Here is a 16,405-nt window from a genome sequence, read left to right as displayed (position 1 = left end):
CGAACGTCATGTGGCAGACCGCGTTGCCGCCTCACGGGCTCACGTAGTGGTGCAGCAGAGCGGGTTCACCGGCTGCGTTGGCCCAGTCAGCGCGGCTGCTGCCAACCCTGCGCCAACCGGACCGTTCGTACAACGCGATGGCCGACTTGCCCTCAGAGGACACCCTCAGCTTCAGCGGTCCTCGCACGGCGGCGCGGACTGAGTCGAGAAGCCCGGCGGCCAGACCACGCCCGCGTGCTGCCGGAGTCACGAACAGGCGGACGATCTCCGCGTCTCGGGTAAGACCCACGTGGCCAAGCACGTTGCCTGCCTCGATCGCTATCCAGGCCGAGGCCAGGTCGGCCGGGGTCAGCCAGCCCCCGGGATCGTCCGGCCAGTCCACGGGATAGCGGTCGGCGGCCTGGACCTGGGCCAGCGCCTCAACGCAAGCGTCCATGTCCTCGCGGTTTCTGAGGCGGATTTCCACGCAGGCAAGCCTAGGACGGGGTTCGGTCTGACCGAACCCCGCCCGCGCAAAACCGCTCAGCTGGAGAAAACCGCGCTGTGAAGGTCCACAGGGTTGGCGGCGTCGCCGGTGGCCACGCCGTACACGGCCGTGAAGGAGGCTCCGCCGACCGAGACCAGGCCGGTGTAGTCCCCGATCAGGCGTCCCACGCTTGTCGCCGGAACCTTCCGCGCGTCGAACGGCCCCTCGATGTGCTGCTCCCGCCACGCCCCGGACTGCGTGCAGTCGTTGGTGCAGGTGACGGCCCACACGTCGGCGGGCAGGGTGGCGGGGTCGGGCGTGTTGTTGCGGAAGTCGTAGTAGGTGACCGCCACGGCGCCCGTCCGGGACGCGGCGACGACCGGTACGGCGGCGGAACCGGTGGGCGTCTTGTCCACGCGGACCGGGCTGGACCAGGTCTTTCCGCCGTCCTTCGACCGCGAGTAGGCCACGTGGAAGGTGCCGTCGGAGTCCTGGCTCTGCCAGACGGCGTTGACCACCTGCGTGCCCGGCTGGGCGGCCAGCAGCGGCAGGGAGGCGTTGCGTATCGGGTCACCCGAGTTGTCCGGGTCCGGGATGCGGGGGCCCACCGCGAGCGGGGCCGGAACGTTCAGCGTCGGCGCCGACCAGGTACGGCCGCCGTCGGTCGAGCGGATGACCTGGGTGGCACCGTCGGTGCTCGTCTCGTGGTGCATGCCGATCAGCAGCGTCCCATCCGGGAGCGGCACCAGCTGGGTACCGATGACGCCGCTGTTGGTAGGCACGTCGTACACCTTGCTCGTGGTCCAGGTGCGCCCGTCGTCGGTCGACTTCGCCAGATAGATCGGCTGTACCCAGTTCTCCTCTGTGTCGGTCGACTGGTTGTCGATGCGGTCCCACACCGCGTAGACCACGCCCGGGCGGTACGGGTCCGCGGTCACCGATGGGCGATCGTTGAAGAAGCGCGGGTTGTCGTCCCGTTGCAGGGTCACCGGGGCGTCCCAGTGCCGGCCGCCGTCAGCGGACCGGGCCACCAGGATGGCGGTCACGTCGCCGGTGCGCGACAGCGAGAACGACGCGGCCACCGCCGCACCCGACGGTGTGACCGTGACCCAGTTGTCGGTCGTGACGTCGTAGTCTCCGCCGTTGGCGGCCGTGCCGCCGTTACACCGAGAGAAAGCGGGCAGGTTCTCGGACCGCTTCCAGGTCTTTCCGTAGTCGTCCGATACGGCGGTGACCGCGCCGTTGCTGCCGTACCGGTTCCAGCGGTCCTGCTGGAACACCGTGACGAGGTGCCACGGACGGTTCGGGTCCCGCGCCAGCATGGGCAGGACTTCGGTGTTCGGGTTCAGCGTGTAGCCGTCGGCCGGGGGAAGCCCGCAGCCTGCGGGCAGAGGGCTGCTGCCCGAGACCGGCCGTACGATGGCAGGTCCGGCAGATGCCGTACCTTGCGCGGCGGCGGGCTGCGCAACAGCGCAGGCGAGCAGGATGGCCGCTGCGGGCAATAACGCTCTGGAGCGTCGGATCACAAGCCTTCCTCATCTTCGTCGATGGGGCGTCTACAGGGGACGTCGACCGCCTCGCCTGAGGGAGTGGCCTCCCCCAGGAGCCAGGCAAACGATGCGAGGGCAGATTACTGCCTCAAGATCAGTTTCGTCTGCCCCGCTGGTCGTACGCTCCGAGAAGCACGCCTTCCTGCGCAGGCTGGGCGCGGCTGACGAGATCGACTACACGTCAGCCGTCGATCTGGGGTGACCGGGTCAGGTCGGCGCGGGCACCGGCCGGGCCTCCGCTCGCTCGATGCGCGCCTTGACGTCGCGGAAGTGCAGCCGCATCGCCTCCCGGGCGGCCTCGGCGTCCCGAGCGCGAAGCGCCGCCACGATCCGGCGGTGGTTGACGGTGATCTCCGCGGTCCGCTCCTCCGGCGGGCCGAGTGTCGGCTCGACCTCGTGGTAGACGTCCCAGAACAGGCCGATCAGCTGCAGCACCAGCTCGTTGCCGCACGACTCGTACAGCAGCGCGTGGAACGCCCGATCGGCTTCCGGGTCCCGGTCCATGCCATTGGCCAGGGCTTCCAGCGCGGCGAGCCGGGGGGCGCTGGTGCTCTGGGCGACCTGGCCGATCAGCCCGGTCTCAAGCAGTTCGCGGACCTCGACCAGATCGTGCAGCGCGCGGATCCCACCAGGCCCGGAACGCACCCGGAAGGCGAACGACGGGGTCAGTGCGTCGAGCGACGCGTACCCGACGAACGTGCCATGACCGTGCCGGATCTCGACGATGCCCAACGCCTGCAGTGCCCGCACGGCCTCGCGGACGCTGTTGCGGCTCGCCCCGAGCAGCTCCATCAACTGCACTTCTGTCGGCATCGGTGACCCGGGGGTCAGCTCGCGCTCGTGGATCAGGGCGACGATGCGCTCCTGAAGCGACGCGCCGTCGTCACGCGTACGCATGCTGCCTCCAGGGTCGTCGAAGACCTTGCCTCATAACATCCCACCTCTCGGTCCCGAACGGCCAGGCGGGGCAGGAGATTTTACGCCGACGACACCGATGGGCCATCGGAGGGACGTGGCTTGTCCGCCGTACCTGCAAGACATAGGATGTCCTACTTGCGCCAATCGGATAGCGGGGCGTCGTGGAGACATTGACGCCGGGGGCCCTTGGCGGCACCTGGGGTACGGTGCTGCTGCCCATCCGGGACGACGAGTCGATCGACTGGGCGCGCCTTGAGGCGGCGCTGGACGTGCTCGTCGCCGTGGGGCTTGACGGCCTGTACGCGCACGGCACCGCGGGCGAGTTCCACGCGCTCGGCGAGGACGAGTATGACCGCGTCAACGCGCTGCTGGCCGAGCGGTGCGAACAGCACCGGCTGCCGTTCCAGATCGGTGCCGGCCACATGAGCGCGCAGACCTGCCTGGCCCGGGTGGGCCGCGCGCGGGCGCTCCGGCCCGGTGCGATCCAGGTGACGCTGCCGGACTGGTTGCCGCTGTCGCGCGGCGCGGTGGTGCGCTTCCTGGCCCGCGTCGCGGCCGCCGCCGACCCGGTGCCGCTCGTGCTGTACAACCCGCCGCACGCCAAGACGCAGGTGCCTGCCGACCTGTATCCGGTGATCCGCCGTGAGGTTCCCGCGGTCATCGGGATCAAGGTGGCCGGCGGTGACGCGCGGTGGTACGCGGAGATGGAGCGCCACGCGGCCGGCCTCGCCGTCTTCGTCGCCGGCCATGACCTGGCGACCGGACGGCGGCACGGTGCCGCCGGCTCCTACTCGAACATCGCCGCTCTCAGCCCGGCCGGCGCCATGGCGTGGCAGCGGATGATGGTGGCGCAACCCGATGCCGCGCTCGATGTGGAGCGACGGATCCACGAGTTCTTCGCCGCGCATGTCCGGCCGCTCCAGCGCAGCGGGTACGCCAGTGCCGCGCTGGACAAGTTTCTGGCCCACCTCGGCGACTGGGCCGACATCGGCACCCGGGTCCGGTGGCCGTACGAGTCGGTCGACGCCTCGCTCGCCGTACGGCTCAGGCCACTGGCCCGGGCACAACTGCCCGAGCTCTTCCCAGCCGCTTAGCGAGCACCCGGCAGGACGTAGGATGTCTCTCCGGTACACCATGCCGGCATCCGGGCACCGTCAAGGCACGGCGATGACGCCCGCAGGGTCTCCGCGAGCGCCATCGCCAAGCGGTTCGTGTCCTCTTAGCTGACGTGATCGAACGGCAGACGCAGCCCGAGCCGCCCGCCGATCGGGGCGTTCCACTGTCGGATCAGGTCCAGCTCGGCGTCGGTGAGGGCGCGCCGGTAGACGCGTGCCTCGTCCAGCGTCCCGCGGAAGCGGTCCACACCGTCCATCCGCTGTCCGATGTGGATCCCCTCGAGCCCGAACTCCTTGCCGAGGGTCAACGATCCGGGCGGCGCCGCCGCCGACGAGACCTGTACGCCGTCCACCAGGAGCCGGAGCTCGCCGCGCACCCGCTGGAGCGCCACGAAATGCCACTGCCCGTCGTTGTACGCGCTCGGCGACTGCACGGTCACGTTGAATCGGCCGACGGAGAGGACCGCCCGGATGCGGTTGCTGGCCGGTTCGGCCCGCAGCCACAGCGCCGGCGGGTTGGTGCCCCGGTTCACCCGGTGGAACCAGAAGATCGCGTGCGAGCCGGTCTGCTCCGAGTACCGGATCCAGGAAGTGAGCGTGAAGTCCTTCGCGCCGAGGTCGATGGAGTCGTTGAACGGCACCTCCACCCGGTCGTCCACCCGGTCCAGGGCCAGCCCCTTGCCGAAGCGCCCGTCGGTGGTCTGCGCACCGCCGCGGACATATGCCATGTTGCGGTACGGCGAACCGTCCGGCGTCGTCGGGCCGGGTGCCGGAGGTCCAGGGATGCCGGGCGGCGTGCCGTTCGGCGTCTCCAGGTACGCCTCGTTGAACCGCGCGAACCGGATCTGCTCGTACGGCGTGATGTTGCCGGCCTCGTACATCAGGGCCGCCTCGTCGCCGTCCAGCCGCACCATGTCCGAGTACGCCGTCGGTCCCCAGTAGAAGACCTTGCCCTGGTCCCAGGTCTCGAAGCGGCGCCCCTCGTCGTAGGACGACCGGATCCCCATCGCTTCCCGGGCGCCCGGGTGCATCGGCGAGGAGAAGAGGATGCGCCCCTCGCCGAACCGCAGCAGCGACGCCTGGACGTCGGTCGTCGCCAGCGCGGGCATGGTGCGGAACGGAGCGTCCCACGTCTCACCGCTGTCGCTGCTGGTCGCGTACGCCCGATTCCCATCGTCGGTGCCGCGCTCGCGGGCCGAGGCGTAGATCCGCCCGTCGGTGAGCTCGACGACGGTGACCTCCTGGGCGATGACCGTGCCGTCGTCGCGGGACGTCTCGGCGCCGATGTTCCAGGTCACCCCGCTGTCGTCGCTGTAGAGCAGGTGCGTGCCGTAGACGTGCTTGCCGACCCGGTCCCAGCTCTCGAAACTCGCCCCGACGACCAGCCTGCCGGCGTGCGGGCCGTGCTTGAGCTGGATGCCGTGCATCGGGCCGGTGGCGTACCAGAAGTTCCACTCCGGACGCTTGCCCTCGGTCATCTCCCTGGCAGCCGACCAGGTCGCCCCATGGTCGTCACTGAACTGCACCCACGGGTCGCGGTCGCAGCCGTTCGGGCACGGCTCCGCACCGTTGTGGGTGCTCACCAGCACGACCCGCCCGGTACGCTCGTCAACGATCGGCACCGGGTTGCCGTGGGTCGTGCCGTTGCCCTCCGAGATCACCTGCAGTGGTCCCCAGGTCCGCCCGCCGTCGGCGGAACGGCGCAGCACGAGGTCGATGTCCTCGTCGTCGCCGCAGTCCTTCACCCGCCCCTCGGCGAACGCCAGGAGCATGCCGTTCGTGGCCCGCACCACGGCGGGGATCCGGAAGCAGCCGTATCCGAAGTCGCCCTGCTTGTAGAGCACCTGCTCGTCCACGAACGGTGCGGTGTCGGCGGTCGCGCCGGGCTCGAAGGGGCCCGCCGTCACCGCGGTCGCCGGCGTGCTGAGCGCGCTGACGAATAAGCCGGCGATCACCATTACAGCGCCCGCCCGGCGGCGCCGGGAACGGCGCCCGGAACGGCCCTCCGGGGGATGACCATCGTGCATGTCCTCGCCCTTCCTGCAGGAGAAGATTACGAGGGGACATCCTACGTCCAACGTAGGATGTTAATAAATAGTGAAGTAGACGTTTCATCAGAGGGCGATCGCGGCAATCACCGCCATTCTCGGATGGACAGGGCGACTCGTTAGGCTGCGTCACAGCAAGGCGGCGAGCAGGCGATCTGCGAGGTGACGGATGGCTGGGGAGGCGGCGCGGCTGCTGGTGCGCTTCGGCCGCCGGTATGCGGCCGCGGTGCGTCTGGCGACGCTGCTCCCGATCTGCGGGATCGCCCTGTTCCGCGCCGCTCCTGCGAGCTTTACGGCCACCGCGTACATGGTCGGTGTCGCGGCCGCCTGGACCTGTGGATACGCGTGGTGGCTGCGCGCCGGCCGGGGAAGCCTGCCGGTGGCTCTGGACGTGGTCGTCCTGGTGGGGCTGTTCGCGAGTGTCTTCTGGACCGACGCCGTCGAGGACAGGAACACCGGGTGGCTGCGGCTTCTGGTCACGTTCGCCTGCGTGACATGCCAATGGCACACATCGCCGCTGGCAGGCGGCGCGGCGGCGCTGGCGGCCGGGGGCGGGGCGGTGGGCATCCTCGCCGCGGCGGGAGCGGCGGACGTGGACGCGACCTTGATCAGAGGGACGGCGTGGGCGATCCCGGCGGCCGCGCTGTCCAGAGCGGCCTGGGTGGTCGTCCAGCGCGCCGCGGAACGGGCCGACCGAATGGCGGCCGAGGCCGTGCGGGTGCGCAGCGAGTCGCTGGTGGCCGCGGCAGCCCGTGCGGAGGAACGCGAGCTCGCCAACGCGTTGCACGACACGGCGGCGACGACGCTGCTGATGGTCGGTGTCGGGCAGGTGCGTTCGGACGCGGACTGGCTGGCACCGCAGGCGCGCCGCGATCTGGACAGGCTGCGCTCCGACAGCGGGCCGGCACCGCAGTATGCCGACCTCGTCGACCTGCTGCGCGCCGACCTCGACGCCACGCATCTGACCGTGGAGTTCGACGCCCCCGAGCAGCTGCGGCTTCCGTTCGACGTCGCCAGGGCGATCGCCGACGCGGCAGGGGAAGCCCTCACCAACGTACGCCGCCACGCGAGCACGACACGCGCGACCGTCCGGCTGCGCGGGGACGCGCGGGCCCTGCGACTTGACATCGCCGACCAGGGGAAGGGCTTTTCGCCGACGGACGTGCCGGCCACCCGGCGCGGCATACGCGAATCCGTGCGCGGCAGGATGAGCCGCGTCGGCGGTACCGTCACGATCACCTCCGCCGAGGGAGAGGGCACTCTCGTACGGCTGGAATGGCGAGCCGGCCATGACTGACGCCGTCGAGGAGGTGACGCGCGCGCAGTTACGGCACGGCCTGCGGATCGCGACGTTGCTCGTCGCCATGGCGACCGTGTTCGGGCTCGGGCTGGCCAACCTGCTCGGCCATCTGGACGTCCATGAGTCGCCGCGTACGCAGCTGGCCGCCTTCGCGGCACTGGGGGTCGTGCTCGTCGGCGAGGCCGTGCTGCTCGTCCGGGGGCGTTCGTGGGGCCGGCTGCGTGGGCCGGCCATCGCCGTCGTGCTCGGCGCGTCCGTGCTGTCGTACGCGGCCCTGCCGGACGGACGCACGTCCACGGGCGTGGACTGGGTGTTCGGCGCGGCCAACTGGGTGGGCGTCGTCGTGCTGCTCGACCGTCCGTTGCGGGCGGCGGCGTCGTTCTTGCTGGCCCACGAGCTCGTTGCACTGCTCCACCTGGTCCTGTTCGACAACCTCAGCCGGGGGGCGCTGGCCAGGTTCGCCACCGGCTCGGTGTCCGTGATCGGCTTTCCGCTGTGCTTGGCCGTGGTGGCGGCCGTTCTGCTCCGTCTCAGCGCGGCGGCGGCGAACTCCCGGAGGGAGATCGAGCAGGTGCGCATCGCCGAGGCCGTCGCCGTGGAGTCCCACCGCCGCAGGCAACAGCGGTTCGTGGAGCTGTCGGCCGCCACGGTCCCGCTCCTGGAGGGGCTCGCCGACGGCTCGTTGCGTCCCGAGGACCCGGTGGTCCAACGGGACTGTGCCATCGAGGCGGCCCGGATGCGCAGACTGTTCGCCGAGGCCGACAATGTCGCGAATCCTCTGCTGCACGAGCTGCGCCACTGCATCGACGTGGCGGACCGCAAGGGCGTCGTGGTGGAACTGGACACACGCGGCCAGTGGCCCGAGCCGCCTCTGGCCGTTCGGCGCGACCTCACCGAGGCGGTGCTCATCGTCCTCGCCACCACCGTCTCCCGGGCGCGGGTCACCGTCATCGGCAGTGCCGACCTGGTGTCGGTCAGCGTGGTCGCGGACTGCGGTGAGCTGAACATGCCGAGCCCGGCCACACCTGGCGTGCAGGTCGAGGCGTTGAAGAACGACGACACAGTCTGGGTGGAGGCCCGATGGCAGCGGACGAGCTGATCACCGCGGTGATCGTGGACGATCATGCGGCCATCGCCGCAGGTGTGCGCCTGTGGTGCTCCCAGGCCGTGCCACCCATCGAGCTCATCGACGCCGGGGACCGGCTCGCTGACGTCTGGACCGGACCCGGCGCCCTCGCCGACGTGGTGATCTTCGATCTGGAGCTGGTGCCGCGCCGGCCCGACTTCGGCGAGCTTCGCAGGCTGGTCGACAACGGCCGGCGCTTGATCGTGTACTCCCAGCACACCGACGACGCGACCGCGATCAAATGCATCGACCTCGGCGCCCTCGCCTATCTGACCAAGCGTGAGGGGCCCGATCACCTGGTGCCCGCCGTCCGGGCAGCCGCGCGGGGTGAGCCCTACACCGCGCCGTCGCTGTCCGGGGCGCTCATCGCCAATGACGATCCTGGCCGGCCGCGCCTGTCCCAGCGCGAGACCGAGGTGCTGCGGGCGTGGTTCGTGTCCTCGTCCAAGGAACTCGTCGCCGCGAAGCTCAACATCACGGTCAAGACCGTCGACACCTATATCGCGCGGGTACGGGTGAAGTACGCCAACGTCGGGCGGGCCGCCCGTACCAAGAGCGAGCTCGTCGGCCGCGCGCTCGACGACGGACTCATCACGCTCGCCGAGCTCAACCAGACAGGGACCCCGATGTAGGGCGTTCACCGGACACCGGCGCGCCTTGTGCCTTCGTAGAGTGGCGATCAGTCGCGGCGCAGCCGTGCGAATACCCTCTGCGACGAGGCAGCAGGGATTGATGTGAAAGGAATGGGGGGAAGGTCCCTGCCAAGCCGTTGATCTTCGCGACCGGCGCGTCCACGATCGCTCGCACAGGTGGGGATTCGTGTGTGAAGTGATCGACTAGTTCTGGTCGATGTCGAGCACCGAGACGGGCACCGGCAGCTCGACGGGGGTCGGCGGCGGCGTTGTGGGAGGCAGCGCCGCCGCCGGGCGATGACGCCGTTCCAGGCTGGGTCGTCCAGCTGGCCGCTGCGGACGGCGCGACGGGATCGAGGATCGTGGCGCTTGAGGTGTTCGCGCCCCGCGTCGAGTCACCGGGCAGGAGAGCCGTCGGCATGAGCCGCTCGTCCTGCGCCTGCCAGCAGATGTCTCCTTCCCCCCGCGTCGGCCATCCAAGAGGACAGGTGGAGTCCTGATGGGACTGGAGATCAAATTCCTGGGGCCATGGGAGGCCACGGTGAACGGTGAGCCGGTGAAGGTAGCCGGTGCACGGCGGGTCGGGGTCTTGACCAGGCTGGCATTGAGCGTTGGGCAGCCGGTTCCCGTGGAGGAACTCCTTACCCAAGTATGGGGACAGAGCAGAGCGACGACGGCCGGCAAACAACTGCACATCGTGGTGTCGAAGCTTCGCGGCGTCCTCTCACCGCACCAAGGCGACGACATCATCGCGACCGTCTCCGGCGGCTACCAGCTGAATCTCGCGTGCGAACGCATCGACGCCCACCTGTTCACGCTCCTGGCCCACCAGGCACGTGCCGCGCGGGCGCAGGGCGAGATCGCGAGGGCGGACGCGCTGTTCCAGCGCGCTCTGGCTCTGTGGCGGGGTAACGCGCTGGCCGGCATAACTGCCTCATGGGCCCAGATCGAGTCCGCCCGCCTGGAAGAGGAGCACCTGACCGCACTGGAAGACCATGTCGACCTCCGCCTGGCGGCCGGTGATCATCACGCGGTGGTGCCGGCGCTCACGGCCCACGCCGAGGCCCACCCCCTTCGGGAACGCCCTCGCGCCCAGCTGATGCTGGCGCTGTACCGGGCCTCCCGATCGTCGGAAGCCCTCGCGGTGTACCAGGAGACTCGCCGCGTCATGGTCGATGAGCTGGGCATCGAACCAGGAGCGGCGTTGCGTCGGCTGCAGCAGGCGGTGCTCCGGCGAGATCCCGCACTCGACCTCACCTCCCCGGTGCAGCGAACCACGCTCACCAAGCCCGTCGTCCCGGCCGAACTGCCCGCCGACACCCGGACGTTCACCGCGCGCGCCACCGAAATCGCCTGGCTGCACAAGACGCTCACCGACACCGTGCGCGAATCGCCGGCCGTCGTTGCGATACATGGCCCCGGCGGGATCGGCAAATCCGCGCTGGCCGTCCACGCCGCGCACGCCATCGCCGATCACTTCACTGACGGCGTTCTCTACGTCGATCTGCGCGCCGCCACCGCCGGGTTCCAGCCGCTGTCGCCGGTCGAGGCTCTGAGCCGGCTGCTACGCTCACTCGGGCTCGACGGCACCGCCATACCGCCCACCCTGGCCGAGGCCGTCGCCCGGTACCGCTCCCTTACCTCGACGCGCAACCTCCTGGTCATCCTCGATGACGCGTTCGACGCGAGCCAGGTCCGGCCTCTCATTCCCGCCGGGCCCGCGTGCGGGGTCATCATCACCAGCCGCGAGATCGTGGCCTCACTCGACATGCCGAGGCGTCTGCACCTGACCGGGCTCGACCACGCCGACGCGACCGCGCTGTTCGCCCGCCTCGTGGATCCCGGCCGAGTCTGTGCCGAGCCGGAAGCGGCACGCCAGATCGTACGACAATGTAACGGCCTTCCCCTCGCGCTCCGCATCTCAGCGGCACGCCTGGCTGCTCGCCCCGATCGCGCACTGTCCCATCTGGCCGATCAGCTCGCCAACCCAGGCCGACGCCTCGATGCCCTCGAACACGCCGACCTGTCGATGCGGGACAGCATCGCGGTCAGCCTCCAGCACCTTCCAAAAGAGCCCGCAGGTCACGACGCCGCCCACGCGTTCTTCTTGCTCGGCCTCCTGGAAACCCCCACCCACACGGTGGCTGCCGCGTCCGCTCTCACCGACTGGCCGGAACACCGCGCGGAAGCCGCGCTCAACCAGCTCTTGGCCGCCCGCCTCGTCGAATCCGCCGGCCCCGGCCGCTACCGGATGCACGATCTGATCCGCCTCTACGCCCGCGAGCAGGCCGCCCGTCACGTGCCCGAACCTGTGCGCATCACGGCCACCCGTCGCGCGTTCCATCACTACCTGGTCGCAGCCAAGAACGCACATGTCCTGATCGACCCCGGCACGGACAGTCTCATAGTGCGGTACCCGCACGATCAGCGCGGTGCCGGCTCGCCACCCAGGACGAGGCGAACAGTTGGGCCGCGAACGAACGTGACAACCTCCTCGCCATCGGCCGGCAGGCAGCCGTCGACCCTGGCGCCGCGGCCACCGCACAATGTCGCGCCGCAACCACAAATTGGCGCATCCGGCGTAAGGGCCGGCTCGTAGAGCTTCCAGCCCGATTGGCGGTGTGAGATCGCGATCCGTCGTGCTGCGTTGGTGCGGCCGCCACCATCGCCGTCAGCCTGACCGACCGGCTGAGCGTGGGCTTCACGAGAAGCGCGCCATGGGCACGCTGACCTCGGTACTGGCCGCAACATACCGGGCGCATACCGCCAGCTCCTACTCTCGGGTAGCGCCCGGACACACGACGGATTTCTTCGGTGTGTCGCGTCTTTATCCGAAACCTCCAGAGAGAGGAGACGACGTGCTGGACAGACGCTTAGCCGGCGCGGCCATGCTCCTGACGGTCGTCGCCGGCGCTCTGGTCGTGACATCGGCTCCGGCCGTGGCGGCTCCGGATTTCCAGCTGCCCTTCCCTTGCGGTCAGAAATGGCGGTTGAACACCTGGGACTCCTCGCACGCCCCAGCCCTGGACATGGTCCGCGAGCCGCAGTCTGGCCGCAGGCCGGGCGGTTCGCCCGCGTGCTCCGTACTGTGTATCTACCGACCGTGATCGCCGGCGCGCCGAACAAGAACGGCAACTGGGAACTGATCATGACGGATGCCGCCATCGGCATCGCCGTACATCTGGACGACCGTGCCTCATTCGACCGGGCGGTCACGACCTGGCGTGGCAGGCTGCCCGCCTACATCTACCTCACGACGGACGGCTCGCTGCCCAAGGCGCCACCGCGCAGCACGTACGACACCAAAGCCGAGATCATCGAGTACTGGCACGGGCAGACCACGTTCGTGGACGGGCTGACCCAGGAGACCTGCCGTGACTTCTGGCACACCGGATGGGGTCTCGCGGCCATCTCCCACGTCGCGGAGACGGCCGGCATCCTCGGAGCGCACTTCGAGGTCGGCTACAACGCGCTGCACCACCGGCTCGGATACGACGACATTCGAAGTGGGTCGTGCAGAACCGTCCGGCCGGCGCGTCCCACTTCCTGGGCTGGGAGACCCTCACCCACGCACAGAACCCCAACTAGGCCGGGGTGGGCGCGTCGGCCACACCGGACTTCAACGTTGACGGCGTCGGCGACCTCTTCACGTACTTCTGAGAATTCCACGAGCCGGTATGTCGGCGGTATGTTCCGGCAGCCGGCACGACCTGTTCCGTTGCGGTAAGCCCAGCGGCGCTGCGACTCTTTTTTCAGTATTCCTCCGGGCATCGGAAAGAGTAACCATGAAAAAGACATTGGCGGTTACCGTTGCAGCTCTGGCAGCGAGCGCCGCGCTGGCCGCTCCGGCGCAGGCCACGGCACTGGACAAGAGCAAGTCGGAGCGGCTCGTGATGGCGGTGCAGCTCACGATGGACTCCAAGACCAGCTTCGACAGGTGGGCGAAGGCCCGTGTGAACCGGAACACCGATACCGTCAAGGCCTACAACTTCGACTGGAGTTCCAACGGCTGCTCGGTGCCGAAGGAAATAAAGAACGCCGACGCCTGGAAGCTCATCTTCCTGATTCCCTGCACCCGGCACGACTTCGGCTACAGAAACGTCAAGAATATCGCGAGTGCGAGCAGCTGGAAGAATACGTACAAGAAGAGCGTGGACTCGGCATTCCACGGAGACATGAAGAGAACGTGTGACGGGCGTTTCTCCGGCGCGAAGAAGGTCGCCTGCAAGACCGTGGCGTACGAGTTCTACGCCGCGGTCAAGCTGTTCGGGTAGTCACAGCTGGTTCCTGGACCGCATCGGCGAGTCCCGTGACCGAGGAAACCCGATGTCTCAACGCGTTCCCAAGTGCTTGACGGGGTCGGGAGGCTGGGGGAGGTCCTGGGCGAGCAGGATCTCCAACTCCGCCTCGGTGAGGAGGTGGACATCACACAGCATCCGAGCTGACTGGTGCCAGTACTTCCGCGCCTCTTCCTGCCGTCCAAGATCGTACAGGGTGTCGCCGAGCCCCCACAGGGCAACGGCCTCCAGCGCGCGGGCACCGGCCCTGTGGTGGAGGAAGGCCGCCCTCCTGTATCCAGCCTCGGCCTCGGCGAGCCTGCCGGCGCGTCGGTAAGCATCGGCCAGCGTCTCGGCCGCCCCTCCCTCGCCGGAGGGATTGTCGAACTCCGCCCAGATCTCCAGGCTTCTTCGGCCCGCGTCGATCGCGTCGTCCAGCCGGCCCATTCTGATCAGCACCGCGGCCCGGCTGTTGAGGATCATCGCTTGGTAGTCGCGCAGGCCGCTGGCTGTCGCTGTCGCTGTCGCCTCGTCCATGGTGGCAAGCGCGTCGTCGAACCGCCCCAGCTTGCCGTAGGTCATGCCGAGGTTGTTGAGGGTGCCCGCCTTACGCAGGGGCAGGCCTGCTCGATCCCAGCACACGAGGGCACGCTCGAACTGCTCGACCGCAGGCTCGAAGCGACCTTGGTTCTTGTGGATGCAGCCCAACTGGTTGTGCCCGCGGGCTTGGCTCGCCCATTCACCAGTCCTGACGGCCACCTGAAGGGCGCGGTGATGGATCTCGGCCAGATCAGCGAGCCAGCCTCTGTGGCTGAAGGGTCTGTTGAGACCGGCGGCGAGCCCTTCGACCGTGCCGGGATCGTCGGTGCGGGTGGCGGCCTGCCGGGCGACGGCGATGAGGTTGTCGCGCTCCAGCTCGATCCAGTCGATCGCCTCCCGCGGTGTATCCAGGCGAACGCCCGGCTGGTCGGCGCGAAGGTTTCTGACGATGACGGAGGTGGGATCGAGCAGCAGGCTGGCCGTCCTGGCGGTGGCCAGGTAGTGGTGCAACGCGCGGCGGGTGGCGGCCACCCGATCGCTCTCCTGGACGATGTCGTCCGCTTGTTCGCGGGCGTAGAGGCGGAGGAGGTCGTGCATCCGGTAGCGGCCCGGACCCGCCGATTCGAGCAGCCGGGCATCCAGGAGGCGGTCCAGCGCAGCCTCTGCCGTGCGCTCGGGCCGATCAGCGAGAGCAGCGGTGGCTGCTGGGGTGTGGGTTGGCGTGTCGAGGAGGCCGAGCAGGGCGAACACGTGGGCGGCGTCCCGGCCGACGGGCTCCTCCTTGAGGTGATGGAGGCTGACGGCGATGCTGGCGCGGACAGCCAGGTCGGCATACTCCAGCGTGTCCAGGCGGCGGGTGGCGTCGGCGAGCCTGTCGGCGAGGTAGGACAGCGTCCAGTCGGGGCGGGCGGCCAGCCGTGCCGCTGCGATGCGAAGGGCGAGGGGCAGGCCCCCGCAGAGCCGGACGATCCGCCCGGCGGCCTCCGGCTCGGCGTGGACCCGCTCGGGACCGGAGATCCGGGCCAGCAGCGCGGTGGAATCGGACGGGTCGAGGCCGGGCAAGTTCAGCTGGCTCGCCCCGTCGACCGAGGTGAGAACCTGCCGGCTCGTGATGACGACCGCACACCCCGAGCCGGCGGGAATGAGCGGGCGAACCTGGCGGGTGTCGAGGGCGTTGTCGAGGATGAGCAGCATGTTCCGCGCCGAGGTGAGGGATCGGTAGCGGGCCGCAGCCTCGTCGACTGTGCTCGGTACGGCGGAGCCGTCCAGGCCGAGCGAGCGCAGAAGCCGGCCGAGCGCCTCGAGCGGCGACAGAGGCCGGAGGCCGTCGGTGGCGCCGTGCAGGTCGATGTAGAGAACGCCGTCGGCATAGCGGTCGGCGACGGCGCGCGCCAGGTGTACGGCCAGCGCGGATTTGCCGATCCCGCCGGGACCGCCGATGGCGACGATGGCCGGCGCGCCGGCCCCCGGGTCGGTGAGCGCCTTGTCGAGCCAGGCGAGCTCGGCATCGCGGGCGGTGAAGGCGCGGGTGTCGGCGGGCAGCTCGGCCGGGGCGGCGGCGTCGCCGAGCGTGGCATCCTGCGCCGGAGCGGTCAGATCGAGGACGGGATCGCGAGCGAGCACCGCCTGCTGGAGCCGGCGCAGCGCGGCATCCGGCTCGATGGCGAGCTCCTGGACCATGACGCGGCGAGCCTCCTGGTAGACCGCGAGCGCTTCTGACGACCGTCCAGCGCGATACAGCGCCAGCATCAGCTGCGCATGCGGCCTCTCCCGCAGCGGGTGCGCCTCGATGTGGACGGTCAGCTCCGGTATCACCGCGTGGTGATCGCCCGCCGCCATCCGCAGATCGACGTGGTCCTCCAGAGCGGTGAGACGTTCCTCCGTCAGGCGGGTGGCCTCGATCTGGGCCCACTCCGCCGACATGCCCGCCAGAGCCTCTCCCCGCCACAAGGCCAGAGCCTGCCGGAACGACCTGTCCGCCGTAGTGGTCTCTCCTCTGGCCCGGCCCGCACGCGCTTCGCGCACCAGCCGCATGAACAGGTGCGCATCGACGTGATCAGGCGGCACGTCCAGGCAGTATCCACCCGGCGCGGTCACGATGACCTCGTCGAGCGCCCGGGGCGCAAGGAACTCGCGAAGCTTCGACACCACGATGTGGAGCTGCTTCGGCGCCGTCGCCGCCCGGCTCTCCCCCCACACATCGGTGAGAAGTTGGTCAGTGGTGACCACCCGCCCGGCGCTCAACGCCAGCCGGGCCAGCAGGCCGATCCGCCGGCTGCCGGTCAGCGGCAGCACGTCGCCGCCTGCCGTCAGCTCCCACGGACCTAAGATCTTGATCCTCAGTCCCATCGCAACAACCTTCCGTGGGCCAGAGATCGGATTTTATCGGTCGTGATCGTCACGCGGGCGAGGCTCTGCAGGTGACGAACCCAC

The 16,405-nt window shown here is 69.5% G+C and carries 12 protein-coding genes; 7 read left to right on the top strand and 5 right to left on the bottom strand.

What is annotated here, in order from left to right; genetic code table 11:
- Window positions 1-31: 31 nt before the first annotated feature.
- The 3 genes from ACIBVN_RS32890 to ACIBVN_RS32880 form a co-directional block, all read right to left on the bottom strand.
- Window positions 32-466 carry a GNAT family N-acetyltransferase gene (locus ACIBVN_RS32890; protein WP_397143084.1) on the bottom strand — a complete coding sequence of 145 codons (435 nt, stop codon included), beginning with the start codon at window positions 464-466 and terminating at the stop codon, window positions 32-34.
- Window positions 467-522: 56 nt separating this feature from the next.
- The gene (locus tag ACIBVN_RS32885) at window positions 523-1,992 is read right to left on the bottom strand and encodes a sialidase family protein (protein ID WP_397143082.1); all 1,470 of its coding nucleotides are present in this window, start codon (window positions 1,990-1,992) and stop codon (window positions 523-525) included.
- Between the two features lie 231 nt (window positions 1,993-2,223).
- Window positions 2,224-2,913 (bottom strand): FadR/GntR family transcriptional regulator, encoded by a 690-nt coding sequence (locus tag ACIBVN_RS32880; RefSeq protein WP_397143080.1) that lies wholly within the window; start codon window positions 2,911-2,913, stop codon window positions 2,224-2,226.
- Window positions 2,914-3,095: 182 nt separating this feature from the next.
- Between ACIBVN_RS32880 and ACIBVN_RS32875 the strand changes: the two genes are divergently transcribed.
- On the top strand, window positions 3,096-4,028 hold the full coding sequence (locus ACIBVN_RS32875) for a dihydrodipicolinate synthase family protein (protein WP_397143078.1): 933 nt from the start codon (window positions 3,096-3,098) through the stop codon (window positions 4,026-4,028).
- 125 nt (window positions 4,029-4,153) lie between these two features.
- Here the strand turns inward: ACIBVN_RS32875 and ACIBVN_RS32870 are convergent, their stop codons facing one another.
- Window positions 4,154-6,007, bottom strand: a complete 1,854-nt coding sequence (locus ACIBVN_RS32870; protein WP_397143076.1) for an exo-alpha-sialidase — start codon at window positions 6,005-6,007, stop codon at window positions 4,154-4,156.
- Window positions 6,008-6,266: 259 nt separating this feature from the next.
- Here ACIBVN_RS32870 and ACIBVN_RS32865 point away from each other — a divergent pair, with 259 nt between their 5' ends.
- From ACIBVN_RS32865 to ACIBVN_RS32840, 6 genes are all read left to right on the top strand, one after another.
- A complete protein-coding gene (locus ACIBVN_RS32865) occupies window positions 6,267-7,394 on the top strand; it encodes a sensor histidine kinase (RefSeq protein ID WP_397143074.1) in 1,128 nt (375 codons plus the stop codon).
- The gene (locus tag ACIBVN_RS32860; RefSeq protein ID WP_397143072.1) at window positions 7,387-8,496 is read left to right on the top strand and encodes a hypothetical protein; all 1,110 of its coding nucleotides are present in this window, start codon (window positions 7,387-7,389) and stop codon (window positions 8,494-8,496) included. The genes ACIBVN_RS32865 and ACIBVN_RS32860 overlap by 8 nt, the downstream gene beginning before the upstream one ends.
- Window positions 8,478-9,155 (top strand): response regulator, encoded by a 678-nt coding sequence (locus tag ACIBVN_RS32855; protein WP_397143070.1) that lies wholly within the window; start codon window positions 8,478-8,480, stop codon window positions 9,153-9,155. The genes ACIBVN_RS32860 and ACIBVN_RS32855 overlap by 19 nt, the downstream gene beginning before the upstream one ends.
- A gap of 499 nt (window positions 9,156-9,654) precedes the next feature.
- Entirely contained in the window at window positions 9,655-11,754 is a 2,100-nt protein-coding gene (locus tag ACIBVN_RS32850; protein ID WP_397143068.1) for a BTAD domain-containing putative transcriptional regulator, read from the top strand.
- 489 nt (window positions 11,755-12,243) lie between these two features.
- The gene (locus ACIBVN_RS32845) at window positions 12,244-12,882 is read left to right on the top strand and encodes a hypothetical protein (protein WP_397143066.1); all 639 of its coding nucleotides are present in this window, start codon (window positions 12,244-12,246) and stop codon (window positions 12,880-12,882) included.
- A 58-nt stretch (window positions 12,883-12,940) separates the two neighbouring features.
- Window positions 12,941-13,429 carry a phospholipase A2 gene (locus tag ACIBVN_RS32840; protein WP_397143064.1) on the top strand — a complete coding sequence of 163 codons (489 nt, stop codon included), beginning with the start codon at window positions 12,941-12,943 and terminating at the stop codon, window positions 13,427-13,429.
- A 57-nt stretch (window positions 13,430-13,486) separates the two neighbouring features.
- On the opposite strand, the gene ACIBVN_RS32835 is transcribed toward ACIBVN_RS32840, so the two are convergent.
- Window positions 13,487-16,321 (bottom strand): BTAD domain-containing putative transcriptional regulator, encoded by a 2,835-nt coding sequence (locus ACIBVN_RS32835; protein WP_397143062.1) that lies wholly within the window; start codon window positions 16,319-16,321, stop codon window positions 13,487-13,489.
- Window positions 16,322-16,405 lie beyond the last annotated feature (84 nt).

The sequence above is a fragment of the Nonomuraea sp. NPDC049400 genome, from assembly GCF_044466425.1.
Lineage (GTDB): Bacteria > Actinomycetota > Actinomycetes > Streptosporangiales > Streptosporangiaceae > Nonomuraea.
The sequence above is the reverse complement of the archived record's forward strand: the minus strand, read 5'-3'. Positions and strand labels throughout refer to the sequence as shown.

Coding starts and splice junctions, on each gene's coding strand:
- ACIBVN_RS32880 (WP_397143080.1), bottom strand. CDS start 2,913: ATGCGTACGCGTGACGACGGCGCGTCGCTTCAGGAGCGCATCGTCGCC.
- ACIBVN_RS32870 (WP_397143076.1), bottom strand. CDS start 6,007: ATGGTGATCGCCGGCTTATTCGTCAGCGCGCTCAGCACGCCGGCGACC.
- ACIBVN_RS32865 (WP_397143074.1), top strand. CDS start 6,267: ATGGCTGGGGAGGCGGCGCGGCTGCTGGTGCGCTTCGGCCGCCGGTAT.
- ACIBVN_RS32860 (WP_397143072.1), top strand. CDS start 7,387: ATGACTGACGCCGTCGAGGAGGTGACGCGCGCGCAGTTACGGCACGGC.
- ACIBVN_RS32855 (WP_397143070.1), top strand. CDS start 8,478: ATGGCAGCGGACGAGCTGATCACCGCGGTGATCGTGGACGATCATGCG.
- ACIBVN_RS32850 (WP_397143068.1), top strand. CDS start 9,655: ATGGGACTGGAGATCAAATTCCTGGGGCCATGGGAGGCCACGGTGAAC.
- ACIBVN_RS32840 (WP_397143064.1), top strand. CDS start 12,941: ATGAAAAAGACATTGGCGGTTACCGTTGCAGCTCTGGCAGCGAGCGCC.
- ACIBVN_RS32835 (WP_397143062.1), bottom strand. CDS start 16,321: ATGGGACTGAGGATCAAGATCTTAGGTCCGTGGGAGCTGACGGCAGGC.